17 protein-coding genes are annotated in these 16,071 nt (G+C 74.6%); 10 read left to right on the top strand and 7 right to left on the bottom strand.

Annotation, left to right across the window (positions count from 1 at the left end):
• Positions 1–69: 69 nt before the first annotated feature.
• From ACZ6KF_RS10205 to ACZ6KF_RS10185, 5 genes are read left to right on the top strand one after another with little or no spacing between them, the layout of a single operon-like run.
• Positions 70–1,656, top strand: coding sequence for an ABC transporter substrate-binding protein (locus ACZ6KF_RS10205; RefSeq protein ID WP_469159380.1), 1,587 nt, complete (start codon positions 70–72; stop codon positions 1,654–1,656).
• Between the two features lie 20 nt (positions 1,657–1,676).
• Positions 1,677–2,645, top strand: a complete 969-nt coding sequence (locus tag ACZ6KF_RS10200) for an ABC transporter permease (protein WP_469159379.1) — start codon at positions 1,677–1,679, stop codon at positions 2,643–2,645.
• 5 nt (positions 2,646–2,650) lie between these two features.
• Positions 2,651–3,529 (top strand): ABC transporter permease, encoded by an 879-nt coding sequence (locus tag ACZ6KF_RS10195; protein WP_356635124.1) that lies wholly within the window; start codon positions 2,651–2,653, stop codon positions 3,527–3,529.
• Positions 3,526–4,506, top strand: coding sequence for an ABC transporter ATP-binding protein (locus tag ACZ6KF_RS10190; RefSeq protein ID WP_469238037.1), 981 nt, complete (start codon positions 3,526–3,528; stop codon positions 4,504–4,506). The genes ACZ6KF_RS10195 and ACZ6KF_RS10190 overlap by 4 nt, the downstream gene beginning before the upstream one ends.
• Complete coding sequence (locus ACZ6KF_RS10185) at positions 4,499–5,146, top strand: ABC transporter ATP-binding protein (protein ID WP_469238035.1); 648 nt, start codon at positions 4,499–4,501, stop codon at positions 5,144–5,146. The genes ACZ6KF_RS10190 and ACZ6KF_RS10185 overlap by 8 nt, the downstream gene beginning before the upstream one ends.
• A gap of 91 nt (positions 5,147–5,237) precedes the next feature.
• On the opposite strand, the gene ACZ6KF_RS10180 is transcribed toward ACZ6KF_RS10185, so the two are convergent.
• Positions 5,238–6,812, bottom strand: coding sequence for a carboxylesterase/lipase family protein (locus ACZ6KF_RS10180; RefSeq protein WP_469238032.1), 1,575 nt, complete (start codon positions 6,810–6,812; stop codon positions 5,238–5,240).
• A gap of 276 nt (positions 6,813–7,088) precedes the next feature.
• On the opposite strand from ACZ6KF_RS10180, the gene ACZ6KF_RS10175 reads away from it, so the two are divergent.
• Genes ACZ6KF_RS10175 through ACZ6KF_RS10165 form a run of 3 tightly spaced genes read left to right on the top strand, consistent with a single transcriptional unit; the run spans position 7,089 to position 8,906 of the window.
• Positions 7,089–8,066 carry a pirin family protein gene (locus ACZ6KF_RS10175; RefSeq protein WP_356635116.1) on the top strand — a complete coding sequence of 326 codons (978 nt, stop codon included), beginning with the start codon at positions 7,089–7,091 and terminating at the stop codon, positions 8,064–8,066.
• A gap of 14 nt (positions 8,067–8,080) precedes the next feature.
• A complete protein-coding gene (locus ACZ6KF_RS10170) occupies positions 8,081–8,608 on the top strand; it encodes an AAA family ATPase (RefSeq protein WP_356635114.1) in 528 nt (175 codons plus the stop codon).
• Positions 8,583–8,906: a hypothetical protein gene (locus tag ACZ6KF_RS10165; RefSeq protein WP_469238030.1), complete on the top strand. Its 324-nt coding sequence runs from the start codon at positions 8,583–8,585 to the stop codon at positions 8,904–8,906. The genes ACZ6KF_RS10170 and ACZ6KF_RS10165 overlap by 26 nt, the downstream gene beginning before the upstream one ends.
• Positions 8,907–8,921: 15 nt before the next feature.
• Here the strand turns inward: ACZ6KF_RS10165 and ACZ6KF_RS10160 are convergent, their stop codons facing one another.
• From ACZ6KF_RS10160 to ACZ6KF_RS10150, 3 genes are all read right to left on the bottom strand, one after another.
• On the bottom strand, positions 8,922–10,595 hold the full coding sequence (locus tag ACZ6KF_RS10160) for a RecQ family ATP-dependent DNA helicase (RefSeq protein ID WP_469238028.1): 1,674 nt from the start codon (positions 10,593–10,595) through the stop codon (positions 8,922–8,924).
• Between the two features lie 77 nt (positions 10,596–10,672).
• On the bottom strand, positions 10,673–11,230 hold the full coding sequence (locus tag ACZ6KF_RS10155) for a class F sortase (protein ID WP_356635106.1): 558 nt from the start codon (positions 11,228–11,230) through the stop codon (positions 10,673–10,675).
• 27 nt (positions 11,231–11,257) lie between these two features.
• Positions 11,258–12,436 (bottom strand): DUF4142 domain-containing protein, encoded by a 1,179-nt coding sequence (locus ACZ6KF_RS10150; protein WP_469238025.1) that lies wholly within the window; start codon positions 12,434–12,436, stop codon positions 11,258–11,260.
• A 250-nt stretch (positions 12,437–12,686) separates the two neighbouring features.
• On the opposite strand from ACZ6KF_RS10150, the gene ACZ6KF_RS10145 reads away from it, so the two are divergent.
• Complete coding sequence (locus tag ACZ6KF_RS10145; RefSeq protein WP_469238023.1) at positions 12,687–13,097, top strand: SseB family protein; 411 nt, start codon at positions 12,687–12,689, stop codon at positions 13,095–13,097.
• A 169-nt stretch (positions 13,098–13,266) separates the two neighbouring features.
• The gene (locus ACZ6KF_RS10140) at positions 13,267–14,079 is read left to right on the top strand and encodes an MBL fold metallo-hydrolase (RefSeq protein ID WP_356635100.1); all 813 of its coding nucleotides are present in this window, start codon (positions 13,267–13,269) and stop codon (positions 14,077–14,079) included.
• A 26-nt stretch (positions 14,080–14,105) separates the two neighbouring features.
• Here the strand turns inward: ACZ6KF_RS10140 and ACZ6KF_RS10135 are convergent, their stop codons facing one another.
• From ACZ6KF_RS10135 to ACZ6KF_RS10125, 3 genes are all read right to left on the bottom strand, one after another.
• The gene (locus tag ACZ6KF_RS10135) at positions 14,106–14,942 is read right to left on the bottom strand and encodes an arylamine N-acetyltransferase family protein (protein WP_469238021.1); all 837 of its coding nucleotides are present in this window, start codon (positions 14,940–14,942) and stop codon (positions 14,106–14,108) included.
• 175 nt (positions 14,943–15,117) lie between these two features.
• The gene (locus tag ACZ6KF_RS10130; protein WP_356635096.1) at positions 15,118–15,543 is read right to left on the bottom strand and encodes a MarR family winged helix-turn-helix transcriptional regulator; all 426 of its coding nucleotides are present in this window, start codon (positions 15,541–15,543) and stop codon (positions 15,118–15,120) included.
• A 43-nt stretch (positions 15,544–15,586) separates the two neighbouring features.
• A complete protein-coding gene (locus ACZ6KF_RS10125; RefSeq protein ID WP_356635094.1) occupies positions 15,587–15,943 on the bottom strand; it encodes a VOC family protein in 357 nt (118 codons plus the stop codon).
• Between the last annotated feature and the right edge of the window lie 128 nt (positions 15,944–16,071).

Here is a 16,071-nt window from a genome sequence, read left to right as displayed (position 1 = left end):
GTCACGAGCAGCCTCTTGCTGCGATTAATATGCAACAACAGTTGATCAGCAATAAAGGGTGTGAGGTTCATGACGACCCGACGGATACGAGGCGCCGCCGTCGTGGCGGCGCTGGCGGGCGGCATCGCCGGCTGTTCGGCCCCCGGCGGCGGCACGGGCGGTGAGGAGGCCGGCGCGTCCGTCGTGATCGGGGTCGCCTCCGAGCCGGACACGCTCAGCCCGCTCCTCGGCTACGGCAAGGACGGCAACTCCAAGATCTTCGACGGGCTGCTCACCCGCGACGCCGACCTGAACCTCAAGCCGGCCCTGGCGGCCTCGCTGCCCGAGGTCGGCGACGACGGCCGTACGTACACGTACACCCTGCGCGACGGTGTGAAGTTCAGCGACGGCGAGCCGCTCACCTCCGCCGACGTCGTCTTCACGTACCGCACCATCCTCGACGACCGGACGAACAACACCGCCAAGAGCGAACTGGACGCCGTCGAGGAGGTGCGGGCGGCAGGCGACGACAAGGTCGTCTTCACCCTCAAGTACCCCTACGCGCCCTTCGCCGCGCGCACGGTGCTGCCGATCGTCCCCGAGCACATCGCCGGCGGACAGAACCCCAACACCGGCTCCTTCAACACCAGGCCGATCGGCACCGGCCCCTACGTCCTGACCGGCTGGAGCAGGGGCGAGAAGCTCACCTTCAAGGCCAACCCGCACTACTGGGGCGGCAAGCCCGAGGTCGAGAAGTTCACCATGGCGATCGTCGAGGACGACGACGTACGCGCCACCCGGCTGCGCTCCGGCGACCTCGACGGCGCCGTCCTCCCGCCCAACCTCGCCGCCACGTTCAGGAACGACGACGGGAGGCGGACCCACGTCGCCGAGTCCTACGACTACCGCACCGTCACCCTCCCCACCGCGAACGCGGTCACCGGCGACCGCGCCGTCCGGCAGGCCCTCGACGCCGCCGTGGACCGCGAGGCCATGGTCGACAAGATCCTCGACGGCGCGGGCCGCCCGGCGTACGGGCCGCTGCCCGGCGACGACCCCTGGTACGCCCGGGGAATCGAGCGCGCCCAGGACCTGGACCGGGCCCGGAAGATCCTCGACGAGGCGGGCTGGAAGCCGGGCGGCGACGGCGTCCGCGTCAAGGACGGCCGCAGGGCCGCCTTCACCCTGCTCTACCCCTCGGGCGACAAGGTCCGCCAGGACCACGCCCTCGCCTACGCCTCCGACGCCAAGAAGGCCGGCATCGAGGTCGAGGTCGAGAGCGCCACCTGGGAGGTCATCGAGCCGCGGATGAAGGACGACGCCGTCCTCGCGGGCTTCGGCAGCACCGGCGACCCGGACTTCGGCCTCTACACCATGCTGCACTCCTCCCTCGCCGGGGACGGCTTCAACAACATGGGCCGCTACGCCAACCCGGCCGTGGACAAGGCGCTCGACACCGGCCGCCGCAGCCAGGACCCGGCCGTGCGCGAGGCCGCCTACGACACGGTCCAGCGCGAACTGGTGAAGAACCCCGGCTACACCTTCCTCACCCACATCGACCACGTCTACGTGCTCGCCGACCGCTGGGACGGCCTGACCACCCAACTCGAGCCGCACGAGCACGGCTTCGCCAGCGGCCCGTGGTGGAACATCGAGGACTGGCGGCCGAAGAAGTGACCTCACCGCCCTGGGGAGCGATGGCGCGTCTGGCGGGACGGCGGACCCTGTTCGCCGCCCCCGTCCTCCTCGTCGTCACCTTCGGCGTGTTCGCCATCGCCGCCGCCTCCCCGTTCGACCCCGTCAAGGCCTACGCAGGCACCGCCGCGCTCGGCGCCGACCAGGAGACGCTGGACCGGCTGCGGGCCAACCTCGGCGTGGACGAGCCCTTCGCCGTGCGCTGGTGGGAGTGGCTGACCTCCGCCGTCACCGGCGACCTCGGCCAGTCCGGCGTCATGCGGCAGCCGGTGACGCAGGTCATCGGTGAACGCCTGGTGTGGTCCACGCTGCTGTGCGCGGTCGCGTTCGCCGCCGCGGTGCTCGTCGGCACGCTGCTGGGCGTGCTCGCCGCCCGCCGCCCCGGCTCGTGGCTCGACCGCGCCGTCACCTCGCTCGCCTACACCCTGGAGGCCGCACCGGTCTTCTGGACCGCCCTGCTCGCCGTCTGGCTGTTCGCCCTCCAACTCGACGTGCTCCCCGCCGGGGGACTGACGGACACCGCCAGCGAACGGGTCACCGCGGGACAGGTCGCGCACCACCTCGTGCTGCCCGCCGGCGTCCTCGCGCTGTCCCAACTGCCCTGGTTCACCCTGTACGTCCGCCAGGGAGTGGGCGACGCGCTCGCGGAGGACCCGGTCCGCGGCGCCCGCGCCCGCGGGCTGAGCGAACGCACCGTCCTGCTCGGTCACGCCCTGCGCTCCGGACTGCTGCCCGTCCTCACCCTGATCGGCTCCCGCGTCCCCGAACTCATCACCGGCGCCCTGCTGGTGGAGAGCGTCTTCAGCTGGCCCGGCATCGCCGCGGCCACCGTCGAGGCGGCCACCGCCGTCGACTTCCCGCTGCTGGCCGCCCTCACCGCCCTCGCCACCGTCGCCGTCCTCGCCGGCAACCTGCTGGCGGACCTCCTGTACGGCCTGATCGACCCGAGAGTGAAGCTCAGTGAAATGTGACTCCCATGGCTGAGGCCGCGGCCGAGACCACGTGGCGTTCGCGCGTCCCCGACCGCCGCTTCGCGCACACCGTCCGGGCGCGCACGTCCGCCGCGCTGGTGGCCGTGACCGTCCTCGCCGTGCTGCTCGTGCCCCCGCTGGTCCAGCTCGACCAGCAGGCGGTCGACCTCGCCGCGAAACTCCGGCCACCCAGCTGGGCGCATCCCTTCGGCACCGACGACGTCGGCCGGGACCTGCTGCTGCGCTGCGTCTACGGCCTGCGCGTCTCGCTGCTCGTCGGGGTGGCGGCGGCCCTGACGGCGACCGTGATCGGCACCGCCGTCGGAGCCACCGCGGGCGCCTTCGGCGGCTGGGTCGACCGTGCCGTCATGCGGCTGGTCGACACCTTCTCGTCCGTGCCGCATCTGCTGCTCGGCATCTTCATCGTCGCCATGTTCCGGCCCGGCGTCTGGCCGGTGGTGGTCTCGGTCGCCCTCACCCACTGGCTGTCGACCGCCCGCATCGTGCGCGCCGAGGTCCTCTCCCTGCGCCGGCGCCCCTACATCGACGCGGCCGTGTCCGGCGGCGCCTCCCGGTGGCGGGTGGCGGTACGGCATCTGCTGCCCGGCGTGCTGCCGCAGGCCGCGCTGGCCGCCGTACTGATGATCCCGCACGCCATGTGGCACGAGTCGGCCCTGTCGTTCCTCGGGCTCGGGCTGCCCACCCACACCGCGAGCCTCGGCACCCTGATCCAGAACGCGCGCGGCTCGCTGCTGGCCGGGCAGTGGTGGCCGACCCTCTTCCCAGGGCTGTTCCTCATCGTGCCGACCCTCGCCGTCGCCGGTCTCGCAGGGGCCTGGCGGGAGCGGATCAACCCCCGCCGCCGATCGGAGCTGATGCTGTGACCGAGCCAGAGACCGTCCTGTCGGTCACCGGTCTGTCCGTGCGCTTCCTCATGCCGGGCGGGCGCCGCGTCGCCGCCGTCACCGACGCGCACTTCGACGTGGCGGCCGGGGAATGCCTGGCGCTGATCGGCGAGAGCGGCTGCGGCAAGTCCGTGCTCGCCTCCGCCCTGCTCGGCCTGCTGCCCGGCAACGCCCGCACCGCCGGCGAGGCGCGCCTCGGCGACCTCGACCTGCTCGCCGCGGACGAGCGGACCCTCGCCCGCACGGTACGGGGCCGGCGCATCGGCCTCGTACCGCAGAGCCCGGCCGCGCACCTGACCCCGGTGCGCACCATCCGCTCCCAGCTGGAGGAGACGGTCGCCGAACTCACCGGCGCCCGCGGCCGCGCCGAGATCCGCGCCGCGGCCCGGGCCGCCGCCGAACGGGCCGCGTTCCCCGCCGATCACCTCGACCGCCATCCGCACGAACTCTCCGGCGGCCTCGCCCAGCGCGCCGCCACCGCCCTCGCCCTCGTCGGCGGCGCGCCCCTGCTGCTCGCCGACGAACCGACGACCGGACTCGACCGCGACCTCGTCGAGCGCACGGTCGACGAACTGCGGCGGCACGTCGACGGTCCGGACGCGACGGGCCGCGGACGGGCCCTGCTGATGATCACCCACGATCTGGCCGCCGCGGAGCGCATCGCCGACCGGGTCGCGGTGATGTACGCGGGCCGCATCGTCGAACTCGCCGACGCCACCGCCTTCTTCGGCGCCCCGGGACCCCGCCACCCCTACAGCCGCGGCCTGCTGAGGGCCCTGCCCGACCGCGACTTCACCCCCATCCCCGGCATGCCGCCCGAGCTGGGCGATCTCCCGGGCGGCTGCGCCTTCGCCGCCCGCTGCGCACGGGCCACCGACGCCTGCGCCGCCCTGCCGCCGACGGTGGACGGGATCGCCTGCCACCACCCGTACGTGCCGGAGGACGTCCGTGCTTGAACTGCGCGCCATCACCGCCGGATACGACCGGCGCGCCCCCGTGTTCCGGGACGTCTCCCTGACCGTCGCCCCAGGCGAGGCCGTCGGCCTGCTCGGCCCCAGCGGCTGCGGCAAGTCCACCCTCGCCCGCGTCGCGGCCCTGCTGCACCGCCCCGACTCCGGCACCGTCGTCCTCGACGGCGTCCCGGTGCGGCGCTGGCGCCATCGCGCCCCGCGCGGGCAGCGGACCGCCTTCGGCGTCGTCTTCCAGCAGCCACGGCTCTCCGCCGACCCCCGGCTGCCGCTCGCCGACCTGATCGCCGAACCGCTGCGCGCCACGGGCCGCCGCGCCGAGGCCGCCGCACGGGTCGCCGAACTCGCCACCGCCGTCGGCCTGACCGGCGACCTGCTGCACCGACGCCCCCACGAGGTCAGCGACGGCCAGCTGCAGCGCGCCTGCCTCGCCCGCGCCCTGGCCCTGCGCCCGCGCTGGCTGATCTGCGACGAGATGACCGCGATGCTGGACGCCTCGACGACCGCGGCACTGGTCGCGGCCGTCGAGGACTACCGCGCCACCACGGGCGCGGGCCTGCTCGCCGTCGGCCACGACCGCACCCTCCTGCACCGCTGGTGCGACCGCACGGTCCACTGGGAGGGCTGACCTCGGGCGCCCACCGCGTTCGCCGTTCGTGCCAGTGCCCCGCTCCCCGCCGGTGGGCACCGGCGGGGAGCGGAGGCTACCGGGGCGCCGGTCAGGTGGTCGTGGGCGGGTTCCACAGGTCGCACTTGTGGTGCTGCGGGAAGGCCGTTCCGGAGGTGATCGCCTCGGGGGCGAGGGTCTGCACGTTCGGGTGGAGGCTCCAGCGCGGCGCGTCGGCGGCGTAGGGGACGCCGGTCTTCGCGAAGTTGGTCCAGTAGCCGAGCATCCGGTCGGCGAGGGCGTTCTGTTCGGGGGTGCCCGAGACGCCGCCGAAGACGTAGCGGATCTCGGAGCCGTGCGGGGCGCCGAGCGGGAAGCTCACGGGCAGGCCGAGGTAGTCCATGGCGTGCCGGTCGGCGAACTCGTACTGGTACGAGCGGACGTGTCGGGCCGCCAGGCGGGCCGTGCGGGACTGGAGGCACGCGAACTGGGAGTCCGTGAAGATCGCGCCCAGGGCCTCGGCGGGCGTGCCGTACTCCGAGAGGGGGTAGCGGGCGAGGATCGCGTCCGTCCGGTCGCCGTAGACCGCGCGGACGGCCGACGGAAAGGCGCTGGCGGTGAGTTGGCGGCCCGCCAGGTCGTACGTGGTCGCCACGGTGAGCCTGCCCTCGTCGGCGGTGGTTCCCTGCAGGAGGGGTACGCGGTGGAACCGTCCGCTCTCCAGCGCCTCCGGCACCTGCAGCGGCAGGACCAGGCCGTCGACGTTGGGCGTCCAGCGGGCGGTCGGGCTCGACGCGGCGGCGAGCAGGTCCGCGGCGGGCCTGGCGCGCAGGCAGGCGACGTCCGCGCAGCCCAGCGAGTCCGCCCAGGCCGTTCCGGAGCGCTGCTGGGACTCCTGCGTCGGCAGGGGGAAGCCGCAGCCGGACTGGGCGACGGCCCGGTCGAACAGCCCGGCCGTGCGCGGCGAGACCAGGTTCTGGCAGACGCTGCCGCCGCCCGCCGACTCGCCGAAGATCGTGACGTTGCCGGGGTCCCCGCCGAACGCCGCGATGTTCTCCCGCACCCAGCGCAGGGCCGCCTGCTGGTCGAGCAGGCCGTAGTTGCCGGACAGGCCCAGCGGCGACTCCGCGGCCAGGCCCGGGTGGGCGAGGTAACCGAACGCGCCCAGGCGGTAGTTGAAGTTCACGACGACCACGTCGCCGCGTGCGGCCAGCTTGCCGCCGTCGTAGAAGGCGCCGGAGCCGACGGTGAAGCCGCCGCCGTGGATCCACACCATCACCGGGCGCTTGTGCGCCGACGGCCGGGTGGGCGTGTAGACGTTCAGGTAGAGGCAGTCCTCACTGGGCGTGCCGGGTCCCGCGAGGTCGCCCCAGGGGGTGGATCCGCCGCGCTGCATACAGGGGTCGCCCGGCGCGGTGGCGTCCCGGACGCCGGACCAGCGCTCGGGCGCGGCCGGCGGCTTCCAGCGCCGCTGGCCGACCGGCGGGGCGGCGTACGGGATGCCGAGGTAGGACGTCGCGGTCTCGGCGGCCGTGCCCCGCACCTGCCCGTAGCGGGTGGTGACGGTCGGGCCCTCGGCAGCCGCGGCGGGCGTGAGGGACATCCCCGCGGCCGAGAGCAGCAGGCCGGCCAGTAACGCTCCTGTTCGACGCGTCCACGACATATTGCGGGCGGGTGGACCGGACATCGGCACCTCCATGCAGGATGAGCGGCGGTTACGGTCCCCGAAGTCTCCTGACCCGCCCGGCGCCCGGGACCGCGTGAATCACCAGTCGCGTCGGAGGGGGCGAGAGGCCGGCAGCATCCCCGACCGGCGTGCGCACCCGCCGTCACGCGGAGCCGCCGTCGTGTGCGGGGAGAGGCGATCACCCGCGCTCCCTCGTCGCGCGGAGTCCCGCCGGACGTCCTATCATCGAGAGGTGAATGTTGAACGGGAAACCTTCCTCGGCGGGGAGGCCGTACGGTGAGCAACACCGAGGCACGTCCCGCCGAGTTGACCTGCGGGACCGAAGCCGAGGGGACGCCGGGCCGGCCCGTGGAGGTGCTCACCCCCAGGGACGTGCCCCTGGGCGGACCCCGCGCCATGCGGGTGCGCCGCACGCTGCCCCAGCGGGCCCGGACGCTCATCGGCGCCTGGTGCTTCGCCGACCACTACGGACCCGACGACGTCTCCGCGAGCGGCGGCATGGACGTCGCCCCGCACCCGCACACCGGGCTGCAGACCGTGAGCTGGCTGTTCAGCGGGGAGATCGAGCACCGCGACTCCCTCGGCAGCCACGCCCACGTCCGGCCCGGCGAGCTCAACCTGATGACCGGCGGCCACGGCATCTGCCACTCCGAGGTCTCCACGCCCGCCACCACCGTCCTGCACGGAGTGCAGCTGTGGGTGGCGCTGCCCGCCGAACACCGTGACGCGGCACGGGACTTCCAGCATTACGAGCCCGCGCCCGTGACCTTGCCCGGCGGCGCCGTCCGCGTCTTCCTCGGCGAACTGGCCGGCGACGCCTCCCCCGTGCGCACCTTCACCCCGCTGCTCGGCGCCGAGATCACCCTCGACCCGGGTGCGACCGTCGCCCTCGACGTCGACCCGGCCTTCGAACACGGCGTCCTCGTCGACGCCGGCGACCTCCGCATGGACGGGACGCCGCTGCGCCCCGCCGAACTGGGCTACGCCGCCCCCGGCCGCACCACGCTCACCCTGGCCAACGAGGCAGCCGAGCCGGCCCGGCTGGTCCTGCTGGGCGGCCCGCCCTTCGGTGAGGAGATCGTCATGTGGTGGAACTTCATCGGGCGCAGCCACCAGGACATCGTGGAGGCCCGGCAGGCATGGGAGGCCGAGTCGGACCGCTTCGGCCGCGTCGAGGGCTACCCCGGAGACCGGCTCCCGGCGCCCGCCCTGCCCAACGCCACGATCAGGCCGCGCAGGAACCCGGCGCCGTAGGGCATTGTGGGCACATGCGTATGGACCCGGACCTCGCCGTGCTGGTCGGGCTCCAGGCGTCCGGGAAGTCGACCTTCTACGCGCAGCGGCTGTCCGGCCGGTACGCGCTGGTGAGCAAGGACCTCTTCCCGCGGAGCGCGCGGAACAAGCAGAGCCGGCAGATGCGGCTGGTGGCCGAGCACCTGGCCGCCGGGCGCTCGGTGGCCGTCGACAACACCAACCCCTCGCCGAAGGAGTGGGGCCCGCTGGTCGAGGCGGCCCACGCCCACGGCGCCACCGCGACGGCGTACTGGTTCCCGCCCGACGCGGCCGGCTCGCTGCGCCGCAACGCCGCCCGCGAGGGCCGGGAGCGGGTCCCGGACGTCGGCGTCCTCGCCACGCTCCGGCAGTTGTGCGAGCCCTCACGGGCGGACGGCTTCGACGCCGTGCACGAGGTCCGCTTTGACGGCCGCGGCGGCTTCGAGGTGACGGGCCGAGCCCTTGCATGGCGCCGGGCCACGGGGTTACCCGAAAGGCATGACGAAACCAGACAAAAAGCCTGAATCCGAGAACCGTGCCTCCGAGACCCCTACCTCCGAGACCCCTGCCACCGAGATCCGTGCCTCCAAGATCCCTGCGTCCGAGATCCGCGAGTCCGAGGAGGAACGCGCCGACGCCCGGCCGTTCAGCTATCCCTACCCGGAACGTCGCTCGAACGTCCGCGCGGTCCGGCACGTGAGCCGCGAGGAGGCCGACGCCGACAGCGTGCCGGGCGTACCCGGCGGCTACGGAACCAGCGGCGGCGGGCAGCCGAGCCGTACCGGCAGCGGCAGCGGCGGCGACGAAGCCGACCGGCACTGAACGCCCCGCCGCCCCTCAGCCGTCGGGTTGTTCACCCGCTTCGCGCGCGGTGAGCAGGCCCTTCTCGGCGACCGCGGCCAGCGACAGGGTCCGGTACCCCATGGAGTCGAACAGCACGGTGATCCGGTCTCCCTCCTCGCTCATGATCGTGCCGTCGCCCCACTCCCGGTGCCGTACGGGCGTCCCCGGCGGGTAGGAGTCGGCCGCGGCGTGCCGGGGCGCCTCGGCGGGCGGGGCGGCGCCCGAGCGGCACACGTCGCAGGCGTCGCACGGGGGGTCGTACGCCTCCCCGAAGTAGCCGAGGAGGAAGCGGCGCCGGCACCCCGTCGTTTCCGCGTACCCGACCACCATCTCCAGCCTCGACCGCTCCAGCCTGCGGTGCGCCTCCGCCGTCTCCACCGCCCGCCGCGCAGCCTCCCGAGACGTGACGCCGGGCACGGCCCGCACCTCGCCGTCGGCGTCGCCGCGCACGGCGCCCGCCTCCTCCAGCAGGTTGGCCGCGGCCGTCACCCGGCGGCGCGACAGGTCCGTCCGCTCGCCGACCTCGTCCAGCGCGACCGCACCGTCCTGCTCGTGGATCTCCTCCGCGACCTCGCCGAGGGTCTCCTCGTCGGGCGCCCGGGCGGCGAAGAGGCGCTGCAGGCCCCGGTCCTCGGGGCGGTAGTGCAGCACCGCGAGAGCAGGCTCACCGTCGCGGCCCGCCCGGCCGATCTCCTGGTAGTACGCGTCCAGGGACCCCGGCATCGACGCGTGCAGCACGAACCGCACGTCCTCCTTGTCGATGCCCATCCCGAAGGCGGACGTGGCCACCACCACGTCCGTCTCGCCGCTCAGGAAGGCGTCGTGCACCCGCGAGCGCACACCGGCGGCCAGCCCGGCGTGGTAGGCCGCCGCCGTCAGACCCCGCTCGATCAGCTCGGCCGCGTACGCCTCGGCGTCCTTGCGGGTCGCGGTGTAGACGATCCCGGGCCCCGGCTCCGCCGCCGCGCGCTCCACCACCGTCCGGCGCTTGTCGGCGTCCTCCTGGAACCGGCGTACCTCCAGGGCGATGTTCGGCCGGTCGAAACCGGCCACGACCAGCGCGGGGTCGTCCATCTCGAGGCGCTCCACGATCTCCTCGCGCACCGGGGGAGCGGCGGTGGCCGTCAGCGCGAGGACCGTCGGCCCGCCCACGCGCGCGATCGCCCCGGCCAGGCGCAGATAGTCAGGGCGGAAGTCGTGGCCCCACGACGCCACGCACTGCGCCTCGTCGACGACGAACAGCGAGGGGCGGGCGCGGGCCAGCCGCTCCACCACCTCGTCCTTGGTCAACTGCTCGGGGGAGAGGAACAGATACTCGGCGTCCCCGCGCCGCACCGCCTCCCACGCCGCCTGCGTCGCCCCCTGGGACTGGGCGGAGTTGACCGCGACGGCGTCCGCGGCGCCGTGATCCGGCAGGCCCGCGATCTGGTCCCGCTGGAGGGCGATCAGCGGCGACACGACGACGGTGGGCCCGGGCAGCAGCAGCCCGGCCACCTGGTACACCGCCGACTTTCCCGCGCCGGTCGGCATGACCACCAGCGTGTCGCGGCCCGCGACGACCGCCTCCATCGCGGCGAGCTGGGCGGGCCGCAGCTCACGCCAGCCGAACACCTCCGACGCGGCCCGCCGCAGACGTTCCGCCGGCGCGAGGGCGTTCTCCCGTGGCATGGCCCGCCTCTTCTCCGTCGACCCGTGTGTGGGTGTCCGCAGTACCCCGATCCCGGGAAGCCAAGACGACCCCGGCGTCAGCCCGCCGGCGCCGGCGCGACCGGCGTGGCGTACACGACGAGATTGCGCCGGTACCGTCCGGTCTCCCGGTCGTAGGGCCGGGCGCAGGTGACCAGTGCCAGCCGGTGCCCGCCGGCGCCGGCGAAGAGGTCCGCGGGCAGCCGCTCCTGCCGGTAGGTGCGGCGGGCCGTGACCCGGTAGGCGCGCACCCGGCCGTCGGCGCCGGTCACCTCGACCCGGGCGCCGGGCGGTGTCCGGTGCAGCGCGGCGAACGGGCCGAGGCCGTCCTCGCGGGTGTCGACGTGCCCGGCGATCAGCAGCGTCCCGTCGGCCGCGCCGGCCGCCGCCCCCAGCGCCCACCATCCGCCGGTCCGCGGGTCGTCGGGGAGGGCCAGCGACCCGTCACGGTGAGCGGCGACCGGAACGACGGCGGCCTCCAGGCCGTGCGGTCCGCGCAGGCGCGTCGGGGGCGAGACGGCCGCCGTGCGTCCGGCGTCCGCCGGGCGGGCATTCGGCTCGTCGGGGAGCAGCCATCCGGCGGCCAGCGCGCCCAGCCCGCACGCGGTCGTGAGCACGGCGGCCGACCGGTGGCGTGCCACGCGTCAGCGCCGGTCGGCCGAGGGCCGCCGGGTACGCCAGAGCCAGACGGCCCCACCTGCGGCGAACAGCCCACCGCCCGCGGCGAGCATCCCTGCCGCGACCGGGGCGCCACCGTCCACGGCGAGGCGGCGGTCGGCGTCGTCGGGGGTGTCGCCGACAGGGGTGAGCCCGACGAGGCCGCGGTCGGTGTCGTCCGGGGTGTCGTCGGCGGGGAGGTGGCGCCGGTCGGTGGCTGGGTCGGCGGTGTCTCCGTCGTCGGGGGTGTCGCCGGCGGGTGTCAGGCCGCGGTTGTCGTCGGGGGTGTCGCCGGCGGGTGTCAGGCCGCGGTTTTTGTCGTCCGGAGTGTCCCCGGCGGGGGTGTCGTCGTCGGGCGTGAGGGTGCGGTCGGTGTCGTCCGGGGTGTCGTCGTCGGGCGTGAGGGTGCGGTCTGTGTCGTCCGGGGTGTCGTCGTCGGGCGTGAGGGTGCGGTCTGTGTCGTCCGGGGTGTCGTCGTCGGGCGTGAGGGCGCGGTCTGTGTCGTCCGGGGTGTCGTCGTCGGGCGTGAGGGCGCGGTCTGTGTCGTCCGGAGTGTCGTCGTCCGGCGTGAGGGCGCGGTCCCTGTCGTCCGGGGTGTCGTCGGCGGGCGTCAGGAGCCCCGCGCTGCCCGCACGGACCGTGCCGGCCTCTCGCACCTCGTGGCAGACGCCGCCGCGCACCATGTCCAGGTGCATCGCCACCACCGGACGCGCGGCCCGTGCGGCGGCCTTGACCTCGGCGTTCGTCCCGGCGGTCAGCTCCTGGTCGATCAGCGCGAGCGTCTTGCGATGGGCCGCGTCCTGCGAGGCCAGCCAGGCCGCGTCGTACGCCGGACCGCCCGCCTTCGCCCGTACGGCGGCCAGGGCCTTCTTCTGCTCGGCGGACGGCGAACCGGGCAGCGTCACGCCCAGCGCGCCCGCGAGCGCCCGCAGATCCGCGTCCAGCTTGGAGTGGTCCCGCACCAGGACGGCGCCGGCCCGTTTCACACAGTCGGTCGTGGCGTGCTTCCGGGCGTCCTGCCCCGCGGCGATCTCCGCGAGATTGCCCTGGTGCGCCCGCATCACGAGCATCTCGTCCTGCGCGCTCACCTCGGCGGCGAACGCCTGCGGCGTGGATATGCCGGCCAGGGCCATCACCACGGCGGCCGTCAGCAGTCTTCTGCGCATCGGTCTTGCTCCCTTCGGGACGGGGCGCGTGGACAGCGCCCGGCGTCCCCGGCGTCCATGCCTGCCCGCGCGCCCCGCATTCCTCCCGGGCGCGGCGTGCCGACCACCCGCACGGCCGACGCGGGCGGGTTTCGGCCGGGCCCGGGAATCCGGCATGTTTGCCGCCGGGCCGGGTACGCGTCGCACGCCGCACCCCGGTGCGGACTCGCGCCGGGTCGGCCGTTCGACCGCCGCTACCAGGGGATGTGCCATGCAGACACCCGCCAACGACGACGACAACGCCACCACCGCCCAGCGCGCGCTGGACGCGCTCGTGGAGAACACCGAGGACCGGGCGGCGCTGGACGCGCTCGCCGGCAGTGACGTGCTGATCCCCGTGCCCGACGACGTTCCCGAGGAGGACGCCACCGACCCCGCGGCCCTTGCGCTGCCCGTACTGGAGGAGCCGGGCGGACGCCCGGTGGTGCCGGTGTTCACCTCGGAGCTGGAGATGGCGGAGCTGCTGCCGTTCGTCTCGCGCTACCGCATGGTCCCGCTCGGCGCGCTGGCCTCGCAGTGGCCCTCCGACGACCTGTCCCTCACCATCGACGCCAGCTCCGCCCACGGACTGACCCTGACCTCGGACGGAGTGCGCGCGCTGCTGGCCCGGCCGCAGGGCTGAGCCGGGCGTTCACCTCGCGGGAACGCCCTCGTCACGCGGGGTCCGCCGGGCCGACGCGCGGACCGAGGACGGCCGGAAATCCCCCCTCCGGCAGGGTGGGCACGCGGTGCCGGAGGGGAAGACCCCAGCCGGAAGGACCGGACCGCAGCGAGGAACGCCGGGGGTCGTCTTGAGGGTCGTACTGCTCGGCACCGCCGCCGGTGCCGGCTTCCCGCGGTGGAACTGCGGATGCCCGCCGTGCTCCGCCGCCCGGGACGGCAAGCTGCCCTCCCGCGCCCCGGAGGCGGCGGCCGTCACCGGCAACTCCCGCGACTGGTGGCTGCTCAACGCCACGCCCGACGTCCGCACGCAGCTCGCCGCGGCCTCGGCGCTGTGGCCCGGCGCCGGACCGCGCAGCCCTGTGGTCCGCGGCGTGCTGCTCACCGACGCCGAACCCGAGCACGTCTCCGGGCTGACCGTGCTGCGCGGACAGCCCGGCCTGAAGGTGTACGCCACCCCGCCCGTGCTGGCCGCGCTGGCGCCGGCCCGCGCCATGGTCGACCGCTACGCCCCGTGGGGCTGGGAGGACAGCCTCACCGAGGGCGGGTTCGTGCTCTCCGGTGGACTGGTCGTCACCGCCCACTCCACCGGCCGGACCCCGCCCGGGTACCTTCCCGGCCGTCCGGACGACGGCTGGACGACGGCGTACCGCATCGAGGACCTCGCCACCGGGGGAGTGCTGCTGTACGCGCCCCGCATCGGCGACTGGGGCCCCGAACTGGCCGAACTCCTCACGAGCGCCGACTGCGCCCTGCTGGACGGCGCCTACCTCGCGGCCGACGCGACCGCCGCGCGGGCCGTCGCCGACGCCGGCGGACCGCGCCGGGTCCACATCGGCCTGGACGACGCCGATCCGCTTCTCGACCCGGCCTCGGCGGACCGCGCGGAACTGGCCGGGGCGGGCGTGGAGGTGCTCGACGACGGGGCCGAGTTCGTGCTGTGACGTCCTGTGCGGGCCGCCCGCGCCGGTCACATCGGCAGGGCCGTGCCCTCCGGTACGGCGATGCCGAACTCCTCGTCCAGCACGCGCCGCGCCTCCCGCTCGCTCAGCAGCCGGCGCTCCTTGACCGTGCCGTCCGCGTGCGTCTCGGTGAGGAGCGCGCCGTCGAGGAGGAGGTCGCGGTCGGCGGCGGACCGGTGGGCGTAGACGCGCCGGGTGAACGGCGAGCGCGGATGCGCGCCGACGTACCAGTTGAAGACCTCGTAGTCGGACCGCTCGAACGGCTCCAGCGTGAAGAGGTACTGGTCGGTCCAGGTTCCGCCGTCCCTGCCCGTGTGCTCCTGGTACGACCACTGCTCTAGCGGGCCCTCGTGCGGCAGGCGCACGAGCCGGTTCAGGCGGACCCCGTGGCGGAACTCGGCGCCGTCCGCCAGCGGCGCGGGCTCCCGCAGCGTGCCGGGTCCGAAGCCGACGTCGGCCAGGTACGGCCGCGGGTCGCCGGGCACGCCGACCAGCAGGGCCATGTGGGTGCGGGGCCGCCGTTCGTACGCGTCCGCGTCCGCGCCGGCGACGACCCGTGCGGCCAGCCGGGTGACCCGGAAGCCGAGGGTGCGCAGGACGTGCTCGAACAGCAGGTTGTGCTCGTAGCAGTAGCCGCCCCGCCGGCTATCCACCAGCTTCGCCGTGATGTCGCCGATGTCCAGGGAGGGCGGCTCGCGGCGCAGGGCGTCGAGGTTCTCGAACGGAATGGCCCGTACGTGGGCCAGGTGCAGGCTCCGCAGCGTGGCCAGGTCGGCGCGCGGCGCGCCCGGCCCGCCGATCCGTCGGAGATAGGCGTCGAGATGGAACTGTTCGGTTCCGGACATGCGTGCACTGTAGGCACGAGCCCGTCGCGAACACCGCGGTCCGGGGGCGGAGACGACGTCCGGCTTTGGTCGTAGGGCGGTCGTAGGGGGGCGGTGCGCGGTGGTGGGGCGGCCGGAGGGCGGTGGTACGGCGTGACCGGACCCGGCGGACGCGGGACCGCCGCCCGCGCCCGGCTCACCCCTCCCGGCCGCTCTCCCCGCCCTCCGGGCCCGCCAGCGTCCGCGCCAGCGCGGCCCGTTGCAGCGGTCGCACCCGGGTGTGCAGGTCACGGCCCTTGCGGGTCAGCGTGACGAACACGCCCCGCCGGTCCTCGGCGCACGCCGAGCGCTCGACCAGGCCCTCCTTCTCCAGCCGGCCGATGAGCCGGGACAGGGCGCTCTGGCTCAGGTGCACCCGGCCGACGAGGTTCTGCACCCGGCACTGCTCGCCGCCCCCGGAGGAGGAGGCGGAGGCCGCCAGGATGTCGAGAACCTCGAAGTCGCTCGCGCCGAGGCCGTGCGGATGCAGCACGCGGTCGATCTCGCACATCGTGCGGGCGTGCACGGACAGGATGTCCCGCCACCGCTCCTCGAGAGCCGACTCGGCCGTGTTCGTTCCCATATCCGCACGGTAACACCGAACCCGGCTTTCGTTGAGCGCACAACTAGCTCGGTCGGCCCGGGTCCTGGAGCAGCCCGATCAGGTTCCCGTCCCGGTCCTTCACGGAGGCGATCCGCCGGCCTTTCCCGACCTCGCGGATCTCCTGGAGCGGCTCCGCCCCGGCCTCGACCAGCGCCGCGAAGCGGGCCTCGATGTCGTCGACGTGCCAGTAGGGCACCGGCCCGGTCAGGCCCTGGGCGTGCCCGTTGGGGTCCAGGCCGACGTCCTGGCCGGCGTCCTTGTAGCCGACGTAGTAGGGCTCGTCGGCGTACGGCTCGGTGCCGAGCAGGGCGCCGAACAGGGCCTTCGCCCCGTCCAGGTCCTTCACGGGGTAGATGATCGTCTTCAGGCCGGCGGTCATGGTCGTTCCTCCCGGGTGCGTGGCCGGCGCCCTGTGACGCCGGTGGTTCCACGCTAGGCCGGGGGAGCGGGTGGACGCTTCTCCGATCCTGACCGGTTGCGCCGGGCGCCCCTGCCGCCCGCATGCCG

Source organism: Streptomyces sp. NPDC046379 (assembly GCF_055587785.1).
The sequence above is the reverse complement of the archived record's forward strand: the minus strand, read 5'-3'. Positions and strand labels throughout refer to the sequence as shown.